The 18,325-nt window shown below is 33.8% G+C and carries 29 protein-coding genes; all 29 read left to right on the top strand.

Translation table 11 applies throughout. The features are described 5' to 3' along the window. The first annotated feature begins 6 nt into the window (after positions 1–6). The 29 genes from rplV to GJV77_RS02005 all read left to right on the top strand — a co-directional run bounded on the left by rplV (position 7) and on the right by GJV77_RS02005 (position 17,994). Positions 7–417, top strand: coding sequence for a 50S ribosomal protein L22 (rplV, locus tag GJV77_RS02145; RefSeq protein ID WP_155034716.1), 411 nt, complete (start codon positions 7–9; stop codon positions 415–417). An 8-nt stretch (positions 418–425) separates the two neighbouring features. After that, positions 426–1,145, top strand: coding sequence for a 30S ribosomal protein S3 (gene rpsC / locus GJV77_RS02140; RefSeq protein ID WP_155034715.1), 720 nt, complete (start codon positions 426–428; stop codon positions 1,143–1,145). Positions 1,146–1,163: 18 nt separating this feature from the next. Next, positions 1,164–1,583 carry a 50S ribosomal protein L16 gene (gene rplP / locus GJV77_RS02135; RefSeq protein WP_133712297.1) on the top strand — a complete coding sequence of 140 codons (420 nt, stop codon included), beginning with the start codon at positions 1,164–1,166 and terminating at the stop codon, positions 1,581–1,583. Between the two features lie 13 nt (positions 1,584–1,596). Next, positions 1,597–1,788, top strand: a complete 192-nt coding sequence (gene rpmC / locus GJV77_RS02130) for a 50S ribosomal protein L29 (protein WP_155034714.1) — start codon at positions 1,597–1,599, stop codon at positions 1,786–1,788. 17 nt (positions 1,789–1,805) lie between these two features. After that, positions 1,806–2,063 carry a 30S ribosomal protein S17 gene (gene rpsQ, locus GJV77_RS02125; protein WP_155034713.1) on the top strand — a complete coding sequence of 86 codons (258 nt, stop codon included), beginning with the start codon at positions 1,806–1,808 and terminating at the stop codon, positions 2,061–2,063. Positions 2,064–2,065: 2 nt separating this feature from the next. After that, on the top strand, positions 2,066–2,434 hold the full coding sequence (rplN, locus tag GJV77_RS02120) for a 50S ribosomal protein L14 (RefSeq protein ID WP_155034712.1): 369 nt from the start codon (positions 2,066–2,068) through the stop codon (positions 2,432–2,434). Between the two features lie 12 nt (positions 2,435–2,446). After that, entirely contained in the window at positions 2,447–2,761 is a 315-nt protein-coding gene (gene rplX, locus GJV77_RS02115) for a 50S ribosomal protein L24 (protein ID WP_155034711.1), read from the top strand. 2 nt (positions 2,762–2,763) lie between these two features. Then, positions 2,764–3,315, top strand: a complete 552-nt coding sequence (gene rplE / locus GJV77_RS02110) for a 50S ribosomal protein L5 (protein ID WP_155034710.1) — start codon at positions 2,764–2,766, stop codon at positions 3,313–3,315. A 2-nt stretch (positions 3,316–3,317) separates the two neighbouring features. Next, complete coding sequence (rpsN, locus tag GJV77_RS02105; protein WP_155034709.1) at positions 3,318–3,587, top strand: 30S ribosomal protein S14; 270 nt, start codon at positions 3,318–3,320, stop codon at positions 3,585–3,587. 22 nt (positions 3,588–3,609) lie between these two features. Then, positions 3,610–4,008, top strand: coding sequence for a 30S ribosomal protein S8 (gene rpsH / locus GJV77_RS02100; RefSeq protein ID WP_155034708.1), 399 nt, complete (start codon positions 3,610–3,612; stop codon positions 4,006–4,008). Between the two features lie 17 nt (positions 4,009–4,025). Continuing rightward, positions 4,026–4,568, top strand: coding sequence for a 50S ribosomal protein L6 (gene rplF / locus GJV77_RS02095; RefSeq protein ID WP_155034707.1), 543 nt, complete (start codon positions 4,026–4,028; stop codon positions 4,566–4,568). A gap of 11 nt (positions 4,569–4,579) precedes the next feature. Next, the gene (rplR, locus tag GJV77_RS02090; RefSeq protein ID WP_155034706.1) at positions 4,580–4,930 is read left to right on the top strand and encodes a 50S ribosomal protein L18; all 351 of its coding nucleotides are present in this window, start codon (positions 4,580–4,582) and stop codon (positions 4,928–4,930) included. A gap of 6 nt (positions 4,931–4,936) precedes the next feature. Further along, positions 4,937–5,461 (top strand): 30S ribosomal protein S5, encoded by a 525-nt coding sequence (gene rpsE, locus GJV77_RS02085; protein WP_155034705.1) that lies wholly within the window; start codon positions 4,937–4,939, stop codon positions 5,459–5,461. 12 nt (positions 5,462–5,473) lie between these two features. Next, positions 5,474–5,656, top strand: coding sequence for a 50S ribosomal protein L30 (gene rpmD, locus GJV77_RS02080; protein ID WP_155034704.1), 183 nt, complete (start codon positions 5,474–5,476; stop codon positions 5,654–5,656). Positions 5,657–5,667: 11 nt separating this feature from the next. After that, on the top strand, positions 5,668–6,120 hold the full coding sequence (gene rplO, locus GJV77_RS02075) for a 50S ribosomal protein L15 (protein WP_155034703.1): 453 nt from the start codon (positions 5,668–5,670) through the stop codon (positions 6,118–6,120). A gap of 16 nt (positions 6,121–6,136) precedes the next feature. Beyond that, positions 6,137–7,483, top strand: a complete 1,347-nt coding sequence (gene secY, locus GJV77_RS02070; RefSeq protein ID WP_155034702.1) for a preprotein translocase subunit SecY — start codon at positions 6,137–6,139, stop codon at positions 7,481–7,483. Positions 7,484–7,488: 5 nt separating this feature from the next. Continuing rightward, positions 7,489–7,704 (top strand): translation initiation factor IF-1, encoded by a 216-nt coding sequence (infA, locus tag GJV77_RS02065; RefSeq protein WP_155034701.1) that lies wholly within the window; start codon positions 7,489–7,491, stop codon positions 7,702–7,704. A gap of 13 nt (positions 7,705–7,717) precedes the next feature. After that, positions 7,718–7,834 carry a type B 50S ribosomal protein L36 gene (ykgO, locus tag GJV77_RS02060; protein WP_002987490.1) on the top strand — a complete coding sequence of 39 codons (117 nt, stop codon included), beginning with the start codon at positions 7,718–7,720 and terminating at the stop codon, positions 7,832–7,834. Between the two features lie 2 nt (positions 7,835–7,836). After that, positions 7,837–8,211 carry a 30S ribosomal protein S13 gene (gene rpsM / locus GJV77_RS02055; RefSeq protein WP_155034700.1) on the top strand — a complete coding sequence of 125 codons (375 nt, stop codon included), beginning with the start codon at positions 7,837–7,839 and terminating at the stop codon, positions 8,209–8,211. Positions 8,212–8,222: 11 nt separating this feature from the next. Beyond that, positions 8,223–8,606 carry a 30S ribosomal protein S11 gene (gene rpsK, locus GJV77_RS02050; protein ID WP_155034699.1) on the top strand — a complete coding sequence of 128 codons (384 nt, stop codon included), beginning with the start codon at positions 8,223–8,225 and terminating at the stop codon, positions 8,604–8,606. 84 nt (positions 8,607–8,690) lie between these two features. Then, a complete protein-coding gene (gene rpsD, locus GJV77_RS02045; protein WP_155034698.1) occupies positions 8,691–9,296 on the top strand; it encodes a 30S ribosomal protein S4 in 606 nt (201 codons plus the stop codon). A gap of 25 nt (positions 9,297–9,321) precedes the next feature. Next, positions 9,322–10,314, top strand: a complete 993-nt coding sequence (locus tag GJV77_RS02040) for a DNA-directed RNA polymerase subunit alpha (protein WP_155034697.1) — start codon at positions 9,322–9,324, stop codon at positions 10,312–10,314. Between the two features lie 31 nt (positions 10,315–10,345). After that, positions 10,346–10,819: a 50S ribosomal protein L17 gene (gene rplQ, locus GJV77_RS02035; protein ID WP_155034696.1), complete on the top strand. Its 474-nt coding sequence runs from the start codon at positions 10,346–10,348 to the stop codon at positions 10,817–10,819. A 109-nt stretch (positions 10,820–10,928) separates the two neighbouring features. Beyond that, entirely contained in the window at positions 10,929–12,041 is a 1,113-nt protein-coding gene (gene carA / locus GJV77_RS02030; protein ID WP_155034695.1) for a glutamine-hydrolyzing carbamoyl-phosphate synthase small subunit, read from the top strand. 115 nt (positions 12,042–12,156) lie between these two features. Continuing rightward, complete coding sequence (gene eno, locus GJV77_RS02025; protein ID WP_155034694.1) at positions 12,157–13,446, top strand: phosphopyruvate hydratase; 1,290 nt, start codon at positions 12,157–12,159, stop codon at positions 13,444–13,446. Positions 13,447–13,727: 281 nt separating this feature from the next. Continuing rightward, on the top strand, positions 13,728–15,011 hold the full coding sequence (locus GJV77_RS02020) for a citrate synthase (RefSeq protein WP_155034693.1): 1,284 nt from the start codon (positions 13,728–13,730) through the stop codon (positions 15,009–15,011). A gap of 123 nt (positions 15,012–15,134) precedes the next feature. Continuing rightward, on the top strand, positions 15,135–16,049 hold the full coding sequence (locus GJV77_RS02015) for a dimethylarginine dimethylaminohydrolase family protein (RefSeq protein ID WP_155034692.1): 915 nt from the start codon (positions 15,135–15,137) through the stop codon (positions 16,047–16,049). A gap of 11 nt (positions 16,050–16,060) precedes the next feature. Further along, positions 16,061–17,002 (top strand): citrulline utilization hydrolase CtlX, encoded by a 942-nt coding sequence (gene ctlX, locus GJV77_RS02010; protein ID WP_155034691.1) that lies wholly within the window; start codon positions 16,061–16,063, stop codon positions 17,000–17,002. 332 nt (positions 17,003–17,334) lie between these two features. Next, a complete protein-coding gene (locus GJV77_RS02005; protein ID WP_155034690.1) occupies positions 17,335–17,994 on the top strand; it encodes a class I SAM-dependent methyltransferase in 660 nt (219 codons plus the stop codon). The last annotated feature ends 331 nt before the right edge of the window (positions 17,995–18,325 follow it).

Raw genomic sequence — 18,325 nt, 5'->3', positions numbered from 1 at the left:
GAAGCTATGGGAGTTCGTAAAAGAGAGAGAGCTGAGCAAATTAAAGAGGCTAACAAGCAGGTTGCTTTTGCAAAGCTAAATAATTGCCCTACTTCTCCTAGAAAAATGCGCTTAGTAGCGGATTTAGTTAGAGGACAGAAAGTAGAAAAAGCTCTAAATATATTAAGATTCAGTTCAAAAGAAGCTTCTCGTAACTTAGAGAAATTGCTTTTATCTGCAATCGCTAACTGGCAAGCGAAAAACAGTGATTCAAATATTGAAGAAGCTGGATTAATCGTTAAAGAAATCAGAGTTGATGGTGGTTCGATGTTAAAAAGATTACGTCCTGCACCTCAAGGAAGAGCACATAGAATTAGAAAACGTTCAAATCACGTTACAATCGTGTTGGGAGCTAATAATAACACACAAAGCAATTAATAAGCAGTATGGGACAAAAGACTAATCCAATCGGGAATCGCCTTGGTATTATTAGAGGATGGGACTCAAACTGGTATGGTGGAAATGACTACGGTGATAAAATCGCTGAAGATCACAAAATCAGAAAGTATATCCATGCTCGTTTATCAAAAGCTAGTGTTTCAAAAGTAATCATTGAAAGAACTTTGAAACTTGTAACCGTTACTATCACTACAGCTAGACCTGGTATCATTATCGGGAAAGGTGGACAAGAGGTAGACAAGCTAAAAGAGGAGTTAAAGAAGATTACTAATAAAGAAGTTCAGATTAACATTTTTGAAATCAAACGTCCTGAATTAGACGGATATCTTGTGGCTGCAAGTATCGCACGTCAAATTGAGAACAGAATTTCTTATCGTCGTGCAATTCGTATGGCTATAGCTGGTGCGATGAGAATGAACGCTGAAGGAATTAAAGTTATGATTTCTGGTCGTTTAAATGGTGCTGAGATGGCACGTTCTGAAACTTTCAAAGATGGACGTATTCCTTTATCAACTTTCAGAGCTGATATTGATTATGCACTTGCTGAAGCTCATACTACTTACGGTAGAATGGGAATTAAAGTGTGGATCATGAAAGGTGAAGTTTACGGTAAAAGAGATCTTTCTCCGTTAGCTGGTATGGATAAAAAACAATCTAAATCAGCAGGATCTCATAAAGGTAAAACGAACCAACGCAAAAGAAAGTAATTTTTAAACTGAAGAAAAATGTTACAGCCTAAAAGAACAAAATACCGTAAGGTACAGAAAGGTAAAATGAAAGGGATTTCTCAAAGAGGGCATGAACTTTCAAATGGTATGTTTGGTATCAAATCTATGGACTCTGCATTTATCACTTCTCGTCAAATCGAAGCGGCTCGTATTGCAGCGACTCGTTTTATGAAACGTGAAGGGCAATTGTGGATTAAAATTTTCCCAGATAAGCCAATTACTAAAAAGCCTCTTGAAGTACGTATGGGTAAAGGTAAAGGTGCAGTAGAGTACTGGGTTGCTGTGGTAAAACCAGGAAGAATTATGTTTGAGGTTGGTGGAGTGCCAATTTCTGTTGCAAAAGAAGCATTACGCTTAGCAGCACAAAAACTTCCAGTTAGAACTAAATTTGTAATCGCTAGAGATTTCGAAGCATAATCTAAAATTTATCATGAAACAATCAGAAATAGTAAATCTATCTGTAGCTGAATTACAAGACCAATTAACAGAATTGGTTAGCGCATATAATAACTTAAAATCTGCTCACGCGATTTCTCCAATAGAGAATCCTCTTCAAATCAAATCGGTTAGAAGAAGCATCGCTAGAGTGAAGACAGAGTTAAGTAAAAGAGAGTTACAATAATTGTATTCTGCCGAAAGATGGAAAATAGAAAAGAAAGAAAAGAAAGAATAGGTGTTGTTACTAGCAACAAAATGGAGAAATCTATTGTTGTGTCTGAAGTAAAGAGAGTAAAGCACCCTTTATACGGAAAGTTCGTGTTGAAAACTAAGAAATATGTTGCGCACGACGAAACAAATAACTGCAACATTGGAGATACAGTTAGAATTATGGAGACACGTCCATTATCTAAATCGAAATGTTGGAGATTAGTTGAAATCATTGAAAGAGCGAAATAATTATGGTACAACAGGAATCTAGACTTAAAGTAGCAGATAACACGGGAGCAAAAGAAGTTTTGACTATCCGCGTGTTAGGAGGAACGAAACGTCGTTATGCCTCTGTAGGAGATAAAATTGTAGTTTCAGTAAAAGAAGCAACTCCAAACGGAAACGTTAAGAAAGGAGCTGTATCAACTGCAGTTGTTGTACGTACCAAAAAAGAAGTGAGAAGAGCCGATGGGTCTTACATCAGATTTGACGATAACGCATGTGTATTGTTAAATGCTGCAGGTGAGATGAGAGGAACTCGTGTTTTTGGTCCAGTAGCGAGAGAGCTTCGTGAAAAACAATTCATGAAAATTGTATCATTAGCACCAGAGGTGTTATAATTCTTTCAAAAGATGATTAAGCTAAAGATAAAAACAGGAGATACAGTACGAGTAATTGCTGGTGATCATAAAGGTCAAGAAGGTAAAATTGTACGAGTATTACGTGAAAAAAACAAAGCTATTGTTGAAGGGTTAAACATCATTTCAAAACATGTTAAGCCTAGTGCTACTAACCCTCAAGGTGGAATTGTTAAAAAAGAGGCTCCAATTCATATTTCTAACTTAGCGATTATTGATCCTAAGTCTAATGAAGCTACTAGAGTAGCTATCAAAGAGGAAAATGGAAAAAAAGTGAGAGTTTCTAAAAAATCAAATCAAGTATTATAGTTATGGCTTATTTACCAAGACTTAAAGAAGAATATAAAAGCAGAATAATTTCTGCTCTTACTGAGGAATTTGGTTACAAAAACGTTATGCAAGTTCCAAAACTTGAGAAAATCGTTGTTAGCCGTGGTGTTGGAGCAGCTGTATCTGATAAGAAATTAGTTGACTATGCAGTAGAAGAGTTAACTAAAATTACAGGACAAAAAGCAGTTGCTACTATCTCTAAAAAGGACGTTGCTTCTTTCAAATTGAGAAAAGGAATGCCTATTGGAGCTAAAGTAACTTTACGTGGAGAGAAAATGTATGAGTTCTTAGATCGTTTAGTAACTTCTGCTTTACCACGTGTTAGAGATTTCCAAGGAATAAAATCTGACGGATTTGATGGAAGAGGAAATTATAACTTAGGTGTAACTGAGCAAATTATTTTCCCTGAAATCAATATTGATAAAGTAAACAAAATCGCTGGTTTTGATATCACTTTCGTAACATCTGCACCAACAGATAAAGAAGCGAAATCTTTACTTGCTGAATTAGGATTACCTTTTAAAAAGAATTAAGTATGGCTAAAGAATCAATGAAAGCCCGTGAGGTTAAAAGACAAGCATTAGTAGATAAATATGCTGCTAAGAGAAAAGCTCTTTTAGAAGCTGGTGACTACGAAGGGTTACAAAAATTACCTAAAAATGCTTCACCAGTACGTTTGCACAATAGATGTAAACTAACGGGAAGACCAAGAGGGTATATGCGTCAATTCGGTATTTCTCGTGTTACTTTCCGTGAGATGGCAAATAATGGATTGATACCAGGAGTTAAAAAGGCAAGTTGGTAATTAAGATTTAAAGGTAAAAACAATGTATACAGATCCAATAGCAGATTTTCTTACAAGAATTAGAAACGCTGTACGTGCTAACCACAAAGTGGTTGAGATACCAGCATCTAACTTTAAAAAAGAAATCACGAAAATTTTATTCGATCAAGGATATATCTTAAGCTATAAGTTTGATGATAGTTCTGTTCAAGGAACAATCAAAATAGCTTTAAAATATGATAAGGACACTAAAGAGTCTGTAATTAGAGATATCCAAAGAATTAGTAAACCAGGTTTGCGTAAATACGCTTCTGCAGCTGATCTTCCTAGAATCTTAAATGGTTTAGGAATCGCTATTATTTCAACATCAAAAGGATTGATGACTGGAAAACAAGCGAAACAACAAAATGTTGGTGGAGAAGTAGTTTGTTACGTATACTAATTTAAAAAGACTAAGAGATGTCAAGAATAGGAAAAAGTCCAATAGCAATCCCTGCTGGAGTAACGGTTGACGTTAAAGAAGGAGAGATAGTTGTTAAAGGTAAATTAGGAGAGCTTACTCAGAAATTTGATGCAGTTAGTGTTAAAGTTGAAGAAAATAATGTTGTAATAGAGCGTTCATCTGATTCAAAAGATGACAGATCTAAGCACGGTCTATACCGTAGTTTAATTAACAACATGATTACAGGTGTATCTGAAGGGTTTACAATCACTTTAGAATTGGTAGGGGTAGGATATCGTGCTTCTAACCAAGGTCAAAAGTTAGATTTAGCTTTAGGTTATTCTCATAATATTTTATTAGATATTGCTCCAGAAGTAGGTGTAGAAACTATTTCTGAGAAGGGGAAAAACCCATTAGTGAAATTGACTTCATTTGATAAACAATTAGTAGGTCAAGTAGCAGCTAAAATCCGTTCATTCCGTAAACCAGAACCTTACAAAGGAAAAGGTATCAAGTTTGTGGGTGAAGAGTTAAGAAGAAAAGCAGGTAAATCAGCTTAAAAATTAAGACTATGTCATTAACAAAATCTGAAAGAAGACAACGTATAAAATTCAGAATTAGAAAGGTGGTTACTGGAACTTCAGTAAAACCAAGACTTTCTGTATTCAGAAGTAATAAAGAAATCTATGCTCAAATCATAGATGACGTGAATGGAGTAACTCTAACTTCAGCATCTTCAAGAGAAGCTGGTATAACAAGAGGAGCCAATAGTGAAACTGCTGCATCAGTTGGGAAACTAATTGCAGAAAAAGCTTTAAAAGCCGGTATAGAAAATGTATCTTTCGACAGAAATGGTTATTTATACCACGGACGTGTTAAATCATTAGCTGAAGGTGCTAGAGAAGCTGGATTAAAATTCTAATTAGTTATGTATCAAAATTATAAAAACGTAGAATTTGTAAAACCAAGTGGTCTTGATTTAAAAGATCGTTTGGTTAGTGTTAATCGTGTAACTAAAGTAACAAAAGGTGGGCGTGCATTTGGATTCTCAGCTGTAGTTGTTGTAGGAGACGAGAACGGTGTAGTGGGTCATGGTTTAGGTAAATCGAAAGATGTTTCTGAGGCAATCGCTAAGGCGGTAGAAGATGCTAAAAAGAACTTAGTTAGAATTCCTTTGAATGGTCATACTATTCCTCACGAGCAAAAAGGTAAATTCAGTGGAGCGAGAGTATTATTGATGCCTGCATCTTTGGGTACTGGAGTAATTGCTGGAGGTTCTGTGAGAGCAGTTGTAGAATCTGTAGGGATAAAAGATTTATTATCAAAATCTCAAGGTTCATCAAACCCGCATAACGTGGTTAAAGCTACTTTCGATGCTTTATTACGCTTAAGAAGTGCTTCTACAGTTGCAAAACAGAGAGGAATTTCTTTAGAAAAAGTATTTAAAGGTTAATTTGAAAGAGTTATGTCAAAGATAAAAGTAAAACAAGTAAGAAGCCAAATCAACTGTCCTCTTAATCAAAAGAGAACGTTAGAGGCTTTAGGACTTCGTAAAATTGGACAAATTGTAGAACATGATGCTTCTAGTGCAGTTTTAGGAATGGTAAAAAAAGTTCAACACTTAGTTTCTGTAGAAGAAATTAAATAATTTTGTAAAGTATGAATTTAAGTAATTTACAACCAGCAAACGGTTCAGTACACAACCAAAATAAAAGAGTTGGTCGTGGTGAAGGTTCTGGAAAAGGAGGAACTTCTACAAAAGGACATAAAGGAGCAAAATCACGTTCTGGATATTCGAGAAAAATTGGATTTGAAGGAGGGCAAATGCCACTTCAAAGACGTGTACCAAAATTTGGTTTTAAAAATATTAATAGAGTAGAATATGATGTTGTTAATTTAGAGACTTTACAAGGTTTAGTTGACAACGGCGTAGTTACAGATACTGTAGATTTCGCTCTTTTAGTAGATTTAGGTCTAGCTTCTAAAAATGGTTTAGTTAAGGTTTTAGGACGTGGCGAATTAAAAGCTAAATTAAAAGTTTCTGCTCATAAATTTTCTGCTTCAGCTAAACAGGCTATTGAAGCAGTAGGAGGAGAAATTGTAACGTTATAAAATCTTAGTAAACAAGATGAAGAAGTTTTTTGAAACATTAGCCAGTATTTGGAAGATTGAAGAACTAAAAAATAAGATCTTAATAACATTGGGATTATTACTTGTGTATCGTTTCGGTACACAAGTAACCCTTCCAGGTATTGACGCTACAAAATTGCAAGCTTTAACAGAGCAAACTAATCAAGGTGTTGGTTGGTTAATTAATGTGTTTACAGGAGGAGCATTTTCGCAAGCTTCTGTTTTCGCTTTAGGTATAATGCCTTATATTTCTGCTTCTATCGTAGTTCAATTAATGGGAATAGCTGTTCCGTATTTACAGAAACTACAAAATGATGGAGAAAGCGGTAGAAAGAAGATGAACCAGATAACAAGATGGTTGACTATTGGTATTACCTTACTTCAGGGGCCTAGTTATATTTATAATTTGTACCTACAATTACCATCGGATGCATTTTTGCTAGGTTTCAACTCTTTCTCATTCTTGTTTTCTTCAGTAATTATACTAGTTACCGGAACTGTTTTTGCAATGTGGTTAGGTGAAAAGATTACTGATAAAGGTATTGGAAATGGAATTTCATTGTTAATTATGGTTGGTATTATTGCTAGATTGCCAATGGCTTTTGTGCAAGAGTTTCAATCAAGAACAACAGATAACAATGGAGGACTAATGTTAGTGGTAATAGAAGTAATTGTATGGTTGTTAATCATTATAGCTTGTATTTTATTGACGCTTGCCGTTAGAAGAATTCCTGTTCAATATGCAAGAAGAAGTGCTTCAGGGACTTATGATCAATCAATGTTAGGTGGAAACCGTCAATGGATTCCTTTAAAGCTTAACGCTTCAGGAGTAATGCCTATTATTTTCGCTCAAGCGATTATGTTCGTGCCAGCGGCAGTAGCGGGATTATCAACTTCAGATACTGCAAAATCAATTAGTGCAACCTTTCATAATGTATTTGGATGGGAGTATAATTTGCTTTTTGCTTTATTAATCATAATTTTTACGTACTTTTACACCGCAATTACAGTGCCTACTAATAAAATGGCTGATGATTTAAAGAGAAGTGGTGGATTTATACCGGGTGTACGCCCTGGTAGTGAGACAGCTGATTTCTTAGACAGAATTATGTCTTTGATCACTTTCCCAGGTTCATTATTTCTTGCGCTTATAGCTGTATTTCCTGCAATCATGAAAAGTGTTATAGGAGTTCAAGATCATTGGGCAATGTTTTATGGAGGAACTTCGTTATTAATTATGGTTAGTGTTGTTATTGACACTATACAACAGATTAATTCGTATTTGCTTAACAAGCAATATGATGGTATGATGACGAGTGGTAAAAATAGGAGAGCAACAGCTTAATTTTTATGGCAAAACAAGCAGCAATAGAACAAGACGGAGCAATTATAGAAGCACTTTCTAATGCAATGTTCCGCGTAGAATTAGAAAATGGACATATCGTGATCGCTCATATATCTGGTAAAATGCGTATGCATTACATTAAGTTGTTACCAGGTGATAGAGTAAAACTTGAAATGAGTCCTTACGATTTGACTAAAGCAAGAATTACTTATAGATATTAAAGAGGCTATTAAAATGAAAGTAAGAGCATCAGTTAAAAAAAGAAGTGCCGAGTGCATTATAGTACGTAGAAAAGGTAGACTTTACGTTATTAATAAAAAGAATCCTAGATTTAAACAAAGACAAGGATAATTATGGCAAGAATCGCAGGGGTAGATATACCTAAACACAAAAGAGGAATTATTGCTTTAACTTATATCTTCGGAATTGGTTCAAGCAGAGCAAAAGAAATTCTTGAAAGAGCAAACGTTAGCGAAGATAAGAAAGTTTCAGAATGGAACGACGAAGAGATCGGAGCAATTCGTGAAGCTGTAGCTCAGTACACTATCGAAGGTGAATTAAGATCTGAGATTTCATTAAACATCAAACGTTTGATGGATATCGGATGTAATAGAGGAATTCGTCATAGAGTTGGTCTTCCATTAAGAGGACAAAGAACTAAGAATAACTCTAGAACTAGAAAAGGTAAAAGAAAAACAGTTGCTAACAAGAAAAAAGCAACTAAATAATAAGTAGTAATATGGCTAAAGCGAATACAAAAAAACGTAAAGTACTTGTTGAAGCAACAGGTGAGGCTCATATTAATGCGACGTTTAACAATATCATTATTTCTCTTACAAACAAAAAAGGAGAAGTAATTTCTTGGTCATCAGCAGGAAAAATGGGGTTCAGAGGTTCTAAAAAGAACACTCCTTATGCTGCTCAAATGGCTGCAGAAGATTGCGGTAAAGTTGCACTTGAGGCAGGATTGAAAAAAGTAAAAGTTTATGTAAAGGGACCTGGAAACGGTAGAGAATCTGCTATCAGATCATTACATAATGGAGGAATCGAAGTAACGGAAATTATTGATATTACTCCAATTCCTCACAACGGATGTCGTCCTCCAAAGAGAAGAAGAGTTTAATTTATAGTATAACCAAAGGTAGGAATAGATTATCGGAGGAAAGTGACCTGAATTCATAATCCCTACCTTTTTTAATTTTTAGAAATGGCAAGATATACTGGTCCACAAACAAAAATCGCTCGTAAGTTCGGCGAAGCTATTTTCGGAGATGATAAATCTTTTGAAAAAAGAAATTACCCTCCAGGGCAACATGGTTTAGCAAAGAAGAGAGGTAAAAAATCTGAATATGCTATCCAGTTAATGGAGAAACAAAAAGCTAAATATACTTATGGTATTTTAGAAAAACAATTCCGTAATTTATATAAGAAAGCTGCTGCTGCTCGTGGAGTGACAGGTGAAGTTTTGATACAATTATGTGAGTCTAGATTAGACAATGTTGTATTCAGAATGGGTATTGCACCTTCACGTCGTGCTGCACGTCAAGTTGTTTCTCATAGACACATTACTGTTAATGGGGAGTTAGTAAATATTCCTTCTTATCAACTAAAACCTGGTGATAAAGTTGCAGTTCGTGAGAAATCAAAAACTCTAGAAATTATCGAACGTTCGTTATCTAATTCTAGTGCTGTTTATGAATGGATTACATGGAATACTGAAACTTTAGAAGGTACTTTCGTTTCTGTGCCTCAAAGACTTCAAATTCCTGAAAACATTAAAGAACAGTTAATCGTAGAGTTGTACAACAAATAATAATTGACTTTCAGTCGAAACAAATATGGCAATATTTAATTTTCAAAAGCCCGATAAAGTTATCATGATTGATTCGACCGATTTTAAAGGTAAATTCGAATTTAGACCTTTGGAACCGGGATATGGATTGACAATTGGTAATGCATTAAGAAGAGTTCTTCTATCTTCACTTGAAGGATATGCAATTACTTCAGTTCGTATAGAAGGTGTAGATCATGAGTTTTCTACTATAGCAGGTGTTGTTGAGGATGTAACAGAAATCATTCTTAACTTAAAGCAAGTTCGTTTCAAGCGTCAAATTGAAGATGTTGATAACGAAAATGTTAGTATCTCTTTCTCTGGTAAGGAACAAATGACAGCTGGTGATTTTCAAAAATTTATTTCTAGTTTTCAAGTTCTTAATCCGGATTTAGTAATTTGTAACCTTGATGCTAATGTGTCTATTACTTTAGATCTTACTATCGAAAAAGGAAGAGGATATGTTGCTGCTGAAGAGAATAGAAAGCCAAATGCACCTATCGGAACTATCTTTACGGATTCTATATATACTCCAGTTAAGAATGTTAAGTATGCTATTGAAAACTATCGTGTAGAACAAAAAACTGACTACGAAAAGTTAGTTTTTGATATTGTTACAGATGGTTCAATTCATCCAAAAGATGCTCTAACTGAGGCAGCAAAGACGTTGATTCATCACTTTATGCTGTTCTCTGATGAAAGAATTACTTTAGAGGCTGATGAAATCGCTCAAACTGAGTCGTATGATGAAGAATCATTACATATGAGACAGCTTCTAAAAACTAAATTGGTAGATTTAGATCTTTCAGTTCGAGCATTAAATTGTTTGAAAGCGGCTGAAGTAGATACATTAGGAGATTTAGTTTCTTTCAACAAGAATGATTTAATGAAGTTTAGAAATTTTGGTAAAAAATCTCTTTCTGAATTAGAAGAACTTGTTGCTGTAAAAGGACTGAATTTTGGTATGGATCTATCAAAATACAAATTAGATAAAGAATAATCTAGGCTTTAAGTCTAAATTCTAGAAAGTAATGAGACACGGAAAAAAAATAAATCATTTAGGTAGAAAAGCTGGTCATAGGAATTCTATGTTAGCTAATATGGCTTGTTCTTTAATCGAGCACAAGCGTATAAATACTACTGTTGCAAAAGCTAAAGCTTTAAAACAGTATATTGAGCCATTAGTAACTAAAGCTAAAACAGACGATACTCATAATCGTCGTGTTGTTTTTTCTTACTTAAGACAAAAAGAAGCAGTTACTGAGTTATTCAGAGAAGTTGCTGTTAAAGTTGGTGATCGTCCAGGTGGTTATACTCGTATAATCAAATTGGGTAACCGTTTAGGAGATAACGCTGATATGGCTATGATTGAGTTAGTAGACTTTAACGAGCTATACAATGTAGCTAAAAAAGAGGCTAAAAAATCTACTCGTAGAGGTAAAAAGAAAGTTTCTGAAGCTGAAGCTTCTGTAAGTGAATCTACTGATACTCAAGTTAATGAGTAATCCTGTAATTACATATTGTAAATTATAATATAAAAAGACATTCTTTTTTAGAATGTCTTTTTTTTTGTTTTATTTTTGTCGAAATTTCAATACAACTAATTTTTAAATAATGGAATATAATCAAAGAGACACTGCTGTAATAGTGCTAAAGGACGGAACAGTTTTCTATGGTAAATCTGTAGGTATTAAGGGTACTGCTTATGGTGAGATTTGTTTTAATACTGGAATGACAGGATATCAAGAAATATTCACAGATCCGTCATATTATGGTCAGATTATGTTGTCTACAACTGCTCATATAGGGAATTATGGTGTAAATGTTGATGAAGTTGATTCAGATGGAATCAAGATTGCTGGATTAGTTTGTAAGAATTTTAGTTATAATCATTCTCGTGCAAATTCTGAATCTGATTTATTTGATTATTTAGATAAACATCAGTTAGTTGCAATATCTGATGTCGATACTCGTGCGTTGACAGCTTATATTCGAGATAATGGTGCAATGAATGCTGTAATTTCAACTGATGGTAAACCAATAGATGAGCTAAGAGAACTTGTTAAGGAAGTTCCTAGTATGGATGGGTTAGAGTTAGCATCAAAGGTTTCAACTAAAGAGGCTTACTTTTTTGGTGACGAGAATGCAACTTATAAAGTATCAGCTTTAGATTTCGGTATTAAAACTAATATTTTAAGATGTTTAGCTGAAAGAGATTGTTATGTCAAAGTGTTTCCATATAATAGCTCTTATGAGGAATTATTAGCATTTAACCCTGATGGTATATTTTTGTCTAATGGACCTGGTGACCCAAGCGCTTTAGGTAAATTAGGTGTACTTCCAGTTGTCGAGTCTATTCTAGGGGGTGATTTGCCAGTTTTTGGTATTTGTTTAGGACATCAATTGATTGGTCTATCTAAAGGTATTAATACATTCAAGATGTTTAGTGGTCATAGAGGAGTTAATCATCCTATTTTAAATACTATTAGTGGTAAAGGAGAGATAACTTCTCAAAATCATGGTTTTGCTGTGATTAAAGAAGATGTTTTAGAGCATGCTGAGTTTGAGATTTCACATTTGCACTTGAATGATGGTACAGTTGCTGGTATGCAAATGAAAGATAAGGATGTTTTTTCAGTTCAATATCATCCAGAGTCTTCTCCAGGGCCACACGATTCTAGATATTTGTTTGATCAGTTTGTTTCAAATATGGGTAAAAAAGAGTAGCTAACTATTAGCTACTTTTTTAGTATATTTAAGTGTGATAAAGATTATCGGATACGTTTAGGTGGTTTTTTATTCGTAAATTTGTTTATACTAAATTTTAAGACACAATAAAAATATGAGTACAATTGTTAGTGTTCACGCACGTCAGATTTTAGATTCACGTGGTAATCCTACTGTAGAAGTAGATGTAGTAACTGATGCTGGTTTTTTAGGAAGAGCAGCTGTACCTTCCGGAGCTTCTACAGGAGAACATGAAGCTGTAGAATTACGTGACGGAGGTAATACTTTTATGGGTAAAGGTGTTAGAAAAGCGGTTGAAAATGTTAATACTATCATAGCTGAGAATGTAATAGGACTTAGTGTTTTTGAGCAGAACTATATTGATCAGTTAATGATTAGTATTGATGGTACATCTAATAAAGGAAATTTAGGAGCTAATGCTATATTAGGAGTTTCTTTAGCTGTAGCTCGTGCGGCAGCAGCTGAGTTAGGAATGCCTTTGTATAGATATGTAGGGGGTGTTTCTGCAAATACACTGCCAGTTCCTATGATGAATATAATCAATGGAGGTTCTCATTCTGATGCGCCTATTGCTTTTCAGGAATTTATGATTATGCCTGTTAAAGCAAAAAATTTCAGTGAAGCTATGCAAATGGGTACTGAGATTTTCCACAATTTGAAAAAAGTACTTCATGGTAGAGGTCTTAGTACAGCTGTGGGTGATGAAGGAGGATTTGCTCCAACTCTTGAAGGTACGGAGGATGCGCTGGATTCTATCAAAATTGCTGTTGAGAATGCTGGCTATAGTTTCGGTGATGAAGTAATGATTGCTTTGGACTGTGCAGCATCTGAATTTTATGTAGACGGTAAATACGATTATACTAAGTTTGAGGGAGATAAAGGGCAAATTCGCTCAGCTAAAGAACAAGCTGATTATTTAGCGGAATTAGTAAGTAAGTATCCTATTATTTCGATTGAGGATGGTATGTATGAAGATGATTGGGAAGGATGGAAATATTTGACAGAAAAAATAGGAGATAAAGTTCAATTAGTAGGAGATGATTTATTCGTAACTAATGTTGAGCGTCTTGAGAGAGGAATTAATGAAAATATTGGAAATTCCATTTTAATTAAGGTTAATCAGATAGGTACATTGACAGAAACTATAGCGGCAGTGAATATGGCGAAGAATGCAGGTTATACATCTGTAATGTCTCATCGATCTGGAGAAACAGAAGATAATACAATTGCGGATTTAGCTGTTGCGCTTAATTGTGGTCAGATTAAAACGGGATCAGCCTCTAGATCAGATCGTATGGCTAAGTATAATCAGCTACTTAGAATTGAAGAAGAATTAGGTGATATAGCGTATTACCCACAGAATAAAGCATTTAAAATAAAATAGTGTTTTGATTGCCATAAAGCAGCTCTAATTATATTAGGGCTGTTTTTTTTTATTTATGTTTTTAGGTATTTTGTTACGAATTTGCTATTTGCACTATTATGTTTTTTTTATAAGGGTAATATGATTGTGAAAGGATTGTATTAATGTTTTTATATTGTTTTTCTCTATTAATTTAACTTGTATGTATGCATATTAATTCTTACCTTTCCTACTGAAATCGTTTTGAAAGCATAAAACGTTAGGATTTTAAGAAACTAGTAAAAAAATAAAAAAAACAAAATATGTCTAAAACAGCTTATATAGAGGTCGATGGCCAAAGACACGAATTTCCAACAATTGTAGGTACTGAAAATGAAGTAGCTATTGACGTGTTGAAATTACGTGCCTTAACAGGTGCTATTACATACGATCCAGGTTATAAAAACTCAGGTTCTTGCAAAAGTGCTATTACTTATCTTGATGGTGAAGAAGGTATTTTAAGATATAGAGGATATTCAATTGAAGATCTTGCAAATAAATCAAATTTTTTAGAAGTAGCTTACTTAATTATTTTTGGTGAATTACCAACTAAAGAGCAAATTGAACTATTTGAGAAAGATATTCGTAAGTATTCTTTAGTAGATGAAGAGATGAAAAATATCATAGATGGTTTTCCAAAAACTGCACATCCAATGGGTGTATTAGCTTCTCTAACTAGTGCGCTAACGGCTTTTAATCCGAAAGTAGTTAATGCAGAGTGTGAGAAGGATTTATACGAGGCTGTTTGTAAAACAATGAGTAAATTTTTAGTAATTGCTACTTGGACATATAGGAAAGCTAAGGGATACCCACTTAACTATTATGATAATACACAGAGTTATGTGGATAACTTTTTAAGATTGATGTTTTCGATACCAACTCAACCTTACGAAATTGATCCAGTAGTTAAAAATGCAATCGATAAGTTATTTGTGCTACATGCTGATCATGAACAGAATTGTTCTACTTCAACAGTACGTATTGTAGGATCTTCTCATGCTGGTCTTTTTGCATCAATCTCTGCAGGAGTTTCTGCTCTATGGGGACCACTACATGGAGGTGCAAATCAAGCGGTGTTGGAAATGCTAGAAGCGATTCAGAATGATGGTGGAGATGTTGAAAAATATTTGAATAAAGCTAAAGATAAAGAAGACCCATTCCGCTTGATGGGCTTTGGTCACCGTGTTTATAAGAATTTTGATCCAAGAGCTCGTATTATTAAGAAAGCAGCTGATGATGTACTTGGAAAATTAGGTGTTGATGATCCAGTATTAGAAATTGCAAAAAAATTAGAAGCAGCAGCATTAAAAGATCCATATTTTGTAGAAAGACACTTATATCCAAATGTTGACTTTTATTCAGGTATCATTTATCGCGCTTTAGGTATTCCTACTGAAATGTTTACAGTAATGTTTGCAATTGGGCGTCTTCCAGGTTGGATTGCACAATGGAAAGAAATGAGAATTAATAAAGAGCCTATTGGTCGTCCGCGTCAAGTTTATGTAGGTGAACCTTTGAGAGAATTCGTTCCTATAGATAATAGATAATAGATAATAAAAGAAAATAAAAGAAAATAAAAGCTACATTTGTGTAGCTTTTTTGTTTTTATGCTAAGCCTGTAGTAGTTGTATTACTTGTGTTTTACTATATTTGTGCAAAACACATTTGATATGTTAGAATTAAATATTAAAAACGAAACAGCTCGTTTGCGGGCTGTGGTCCTTGGTGTAGCTACCAGTAATGGACCAATTCCAACAGTTGAGGAAGCTTATGATCCAAAATCTTTAGAGCATATAAAAGCTGGAACTTATCCTATTGAGGCTGATATGGTTTCAGAAATGGATGAAGTGAATAAGGTATTTCAGAAATATGACATAAAGGTATTTCGTCCAGAAATAATAGATAATTATAATCAGATATTTACTCGTGATATTGGATTTGTAATTGATGATATGTTTATTAAAGCAAATATATTACCAGATCGCGATCGTGAATTAACTGCTATTCATGAAGTTATTGATCAGATTGATCCAGATCGTATCGTTACAGCTCCTGATGATGTTCATTTTGAAGGAGGTGACGTGATGGTGTGGAATGACTATATATTCATTGGGACCTATAAAAGAGATGATTATAAAGAGCAAATCACTGCACGTACTAATATGGCAGGTGTTAAGTTTATTGAAGATTTATTTCCTAATAAAAAAGTGTTAAGTTTCGATTTGGTTAAGTCTAATACAGAAGCAAGGGATAATGCTTTGCATTTAGATTGCTGTTTTCAGCCGATTGGACTTGATAAGGCTATTATTTATAAGGATGGTTTTTATAATGAGAGTGAGTATAATAGTTTAGTTGATATTTTCGGTTTTGAAAATTTGTTTCATATCGATAGGGAGGAAATGTATAATATGAATTCTAACGTGTTTTCTATTTCTCCTACCGTAATTGTATCGGAACGAAGTTTTACCAGGTTAAATACTTGGTTGATTGATAGAGGTTTTACTGTTGAGGAAGTCTCTTATAACGAGATTGCAAAACAAGAAGGTTTGTTAAGGTGTTCTACTTTACCATTAATTCGTGATTAAATAATATAGATATGAATCAGACAACTAATACAATTTTAATGATTCGCCCAGTTGCGTTTCGTATGAATGAACAAACAGCAGTTAATAATTATTATCAAAAAGTTTTAGATAATACTACTCCTGCTACAGTAAATGTTAAGGCACAGCATGAGTTTGATACCTTTGTTGAAAAGCTTAGATCGGTTGGCGTTAATGTAATTGTTGTAGATGATACTATTGATCTAGATACTCCTGATAGTATCTTTCCTAATAATTGGATTTCTTTTCATGAATCAGGAGAAGTGGTTCTTTATCCGATGTTTGCTGAAAATAGAAGGGCAGAAAGAAGAGAGGATATATTAGATTTATTAGAAGAAAAGGGGTTTGAAATTTCAGATATTTGGGATTATACTTCTGCGGAAGATGATGAATTGTTTTTAGAGGGTACAGGTAGCTTATTATTAGATAGAGTTAATGAAAAAGTTTATTGTGCACTTTCGCCTAGAGCAGATGAAGGTTTGGTAATTGAATTTTGTGAGGAGTTTGAAAATGATCCTGTGATATTTGAGGCGTTTCAGACAGTAAATGGTGAACGTAAACATATTTATCATACTAATGTAATGATGTGTTTAGCTGAAAATTTTGTAGTCATATGCGCTGACTGTATTGATGATAAGCAAGAAAGAAAGTCTGTTTTAAACGCGTTGAAGAGTTCGGGAAAAGAAGTGATTACTATTACAGAAGAACAAGTTAAGAATTTTGCAGGCAACATGTTACAGGTTAAAGGAGATAATGATGAATTGTTTTTAGTTATGTCTACTCAAGCTTTTAATAGTTTAACGGATGTACAAGTAGAAGCTATTGAAAAGCACTGTCCAATTTTGCATAGTAGTTTAGACACTATAGAGGCTTGTGGTGGAGGTAGTGCTCGTTGTATGATGGCGGAGGTATTTTTACCTAAAATTATGGATTAAGCTTAAATTATTTTTCATTTATAATTTAGAAAGTGCTTCAGTAATGTTGCACTTTTTTTATGAAATTCCATATATCTTATTTGGTTTAAATAAAAATAAAGAATATCTTTGGTCTTAGAATTGTAGGAGTACTGTTTAATGAGTATTTTCTAATACTAAGGTTTTCCTAATTACGAGGTAAATATGGTATTGTACAGTTTATTAACTGTAAATATATTTTGTTTAGCTAAAACATGTAATAGTTATTATGTTGTTTAGTGAGTTGTTAGTTTATTTTTGTTAATAAGCCCTTATGTTTGTCGCACTTAAGGGCTTATTGTTTAGATATTAAGATGAGTAAGGTTGATAATTTTAATTTAGCTATGCAATTAAGATGTCCTTCGGGTAGTGAGGGTGAGAAATTAGGTGATGTTATGTTTAAATCCAACATTAATATGATTTATAAAACAATTGACAGAATTAATTTAGAGCCAGGGGACAGGGTTTTAGAATTTGGTTTTGGAAATGCGAAACATCTCGATTATTTATTTAAAAAACAAGGTGATATTGAATATATTGGTTTTGAGATTTCGCAGGTTATGATCGAAGGAGCTCTTAAAGTTGTTAAGGAGTTAGGAGAGGATTTTAGAATTAGTCTTTTATATAAGGATTCGGGGCCTTGTCTAGATTTAGGAGCAAATATATTAAATCATTGTTTTTGTGTTAACGTTATTTATTTTTGGGATCAACCTAGTAAATATTTACAAGAAATCTATAGAGTGTTAAAGGCTGATGGTTCTGTTGTTATGTCTTTTGTTGATCCAAAATTTGCGGAGACCCTACCATTCGTTGTTGAAAACATTTTTAATAATCATAAGATTGATTTGTTGATTAGATTAATGACTAATATTGGTTTTAGGAGTATTGAATTATGGCGCTATCATGAGGAGGTAAAAGATAAAATGGGTAATAATGTAGTTAGGCCTTATGTGATTTTACAGGGAAGGAAATAAGTTACTAATTTGAGTAGNTTTGGAAGGGAATAAAAAAGGTCTACTTTTGCACCCGCAATCAAGCAGACGATCATAGATAACTAAGAGAAAAGTAAAGAGTAAATACATACTTTAAGAGACTTAAAAGAATTTAACAAAAATAAATTTGGATAAGTAAAAAATAAGGTGGTATCTTTGCAGTCCGCTTCAGTAAAACTGGGGCTTGCGAGAAACTGGTTTAGAAATATTTTTAAAAAAAGTTTTGCGAGTTTCGAAAATAGTTTTACTTTTGCGCTCGCTTTGAAACACAAGCGAAAATAAACAAGAAGACACGTTCTAAGACATATTGGAC

Origin of the sequence: Myroides pelagicus (assembly GCF_009711055.1) — a bacterium.
In the GTDB taxonomy this organism is placed as follows: Bacteria; Bacteroidota; Bacteroidia; order Flavobacteriales; family Flavobacteriaceae; genus Flavobacterium; species Flavobacterium pelagicum.
Note: the sequence above shows the minus strand (reverse complement) of the source record. Positions and strands in the feature narration are given on the sequence as shown.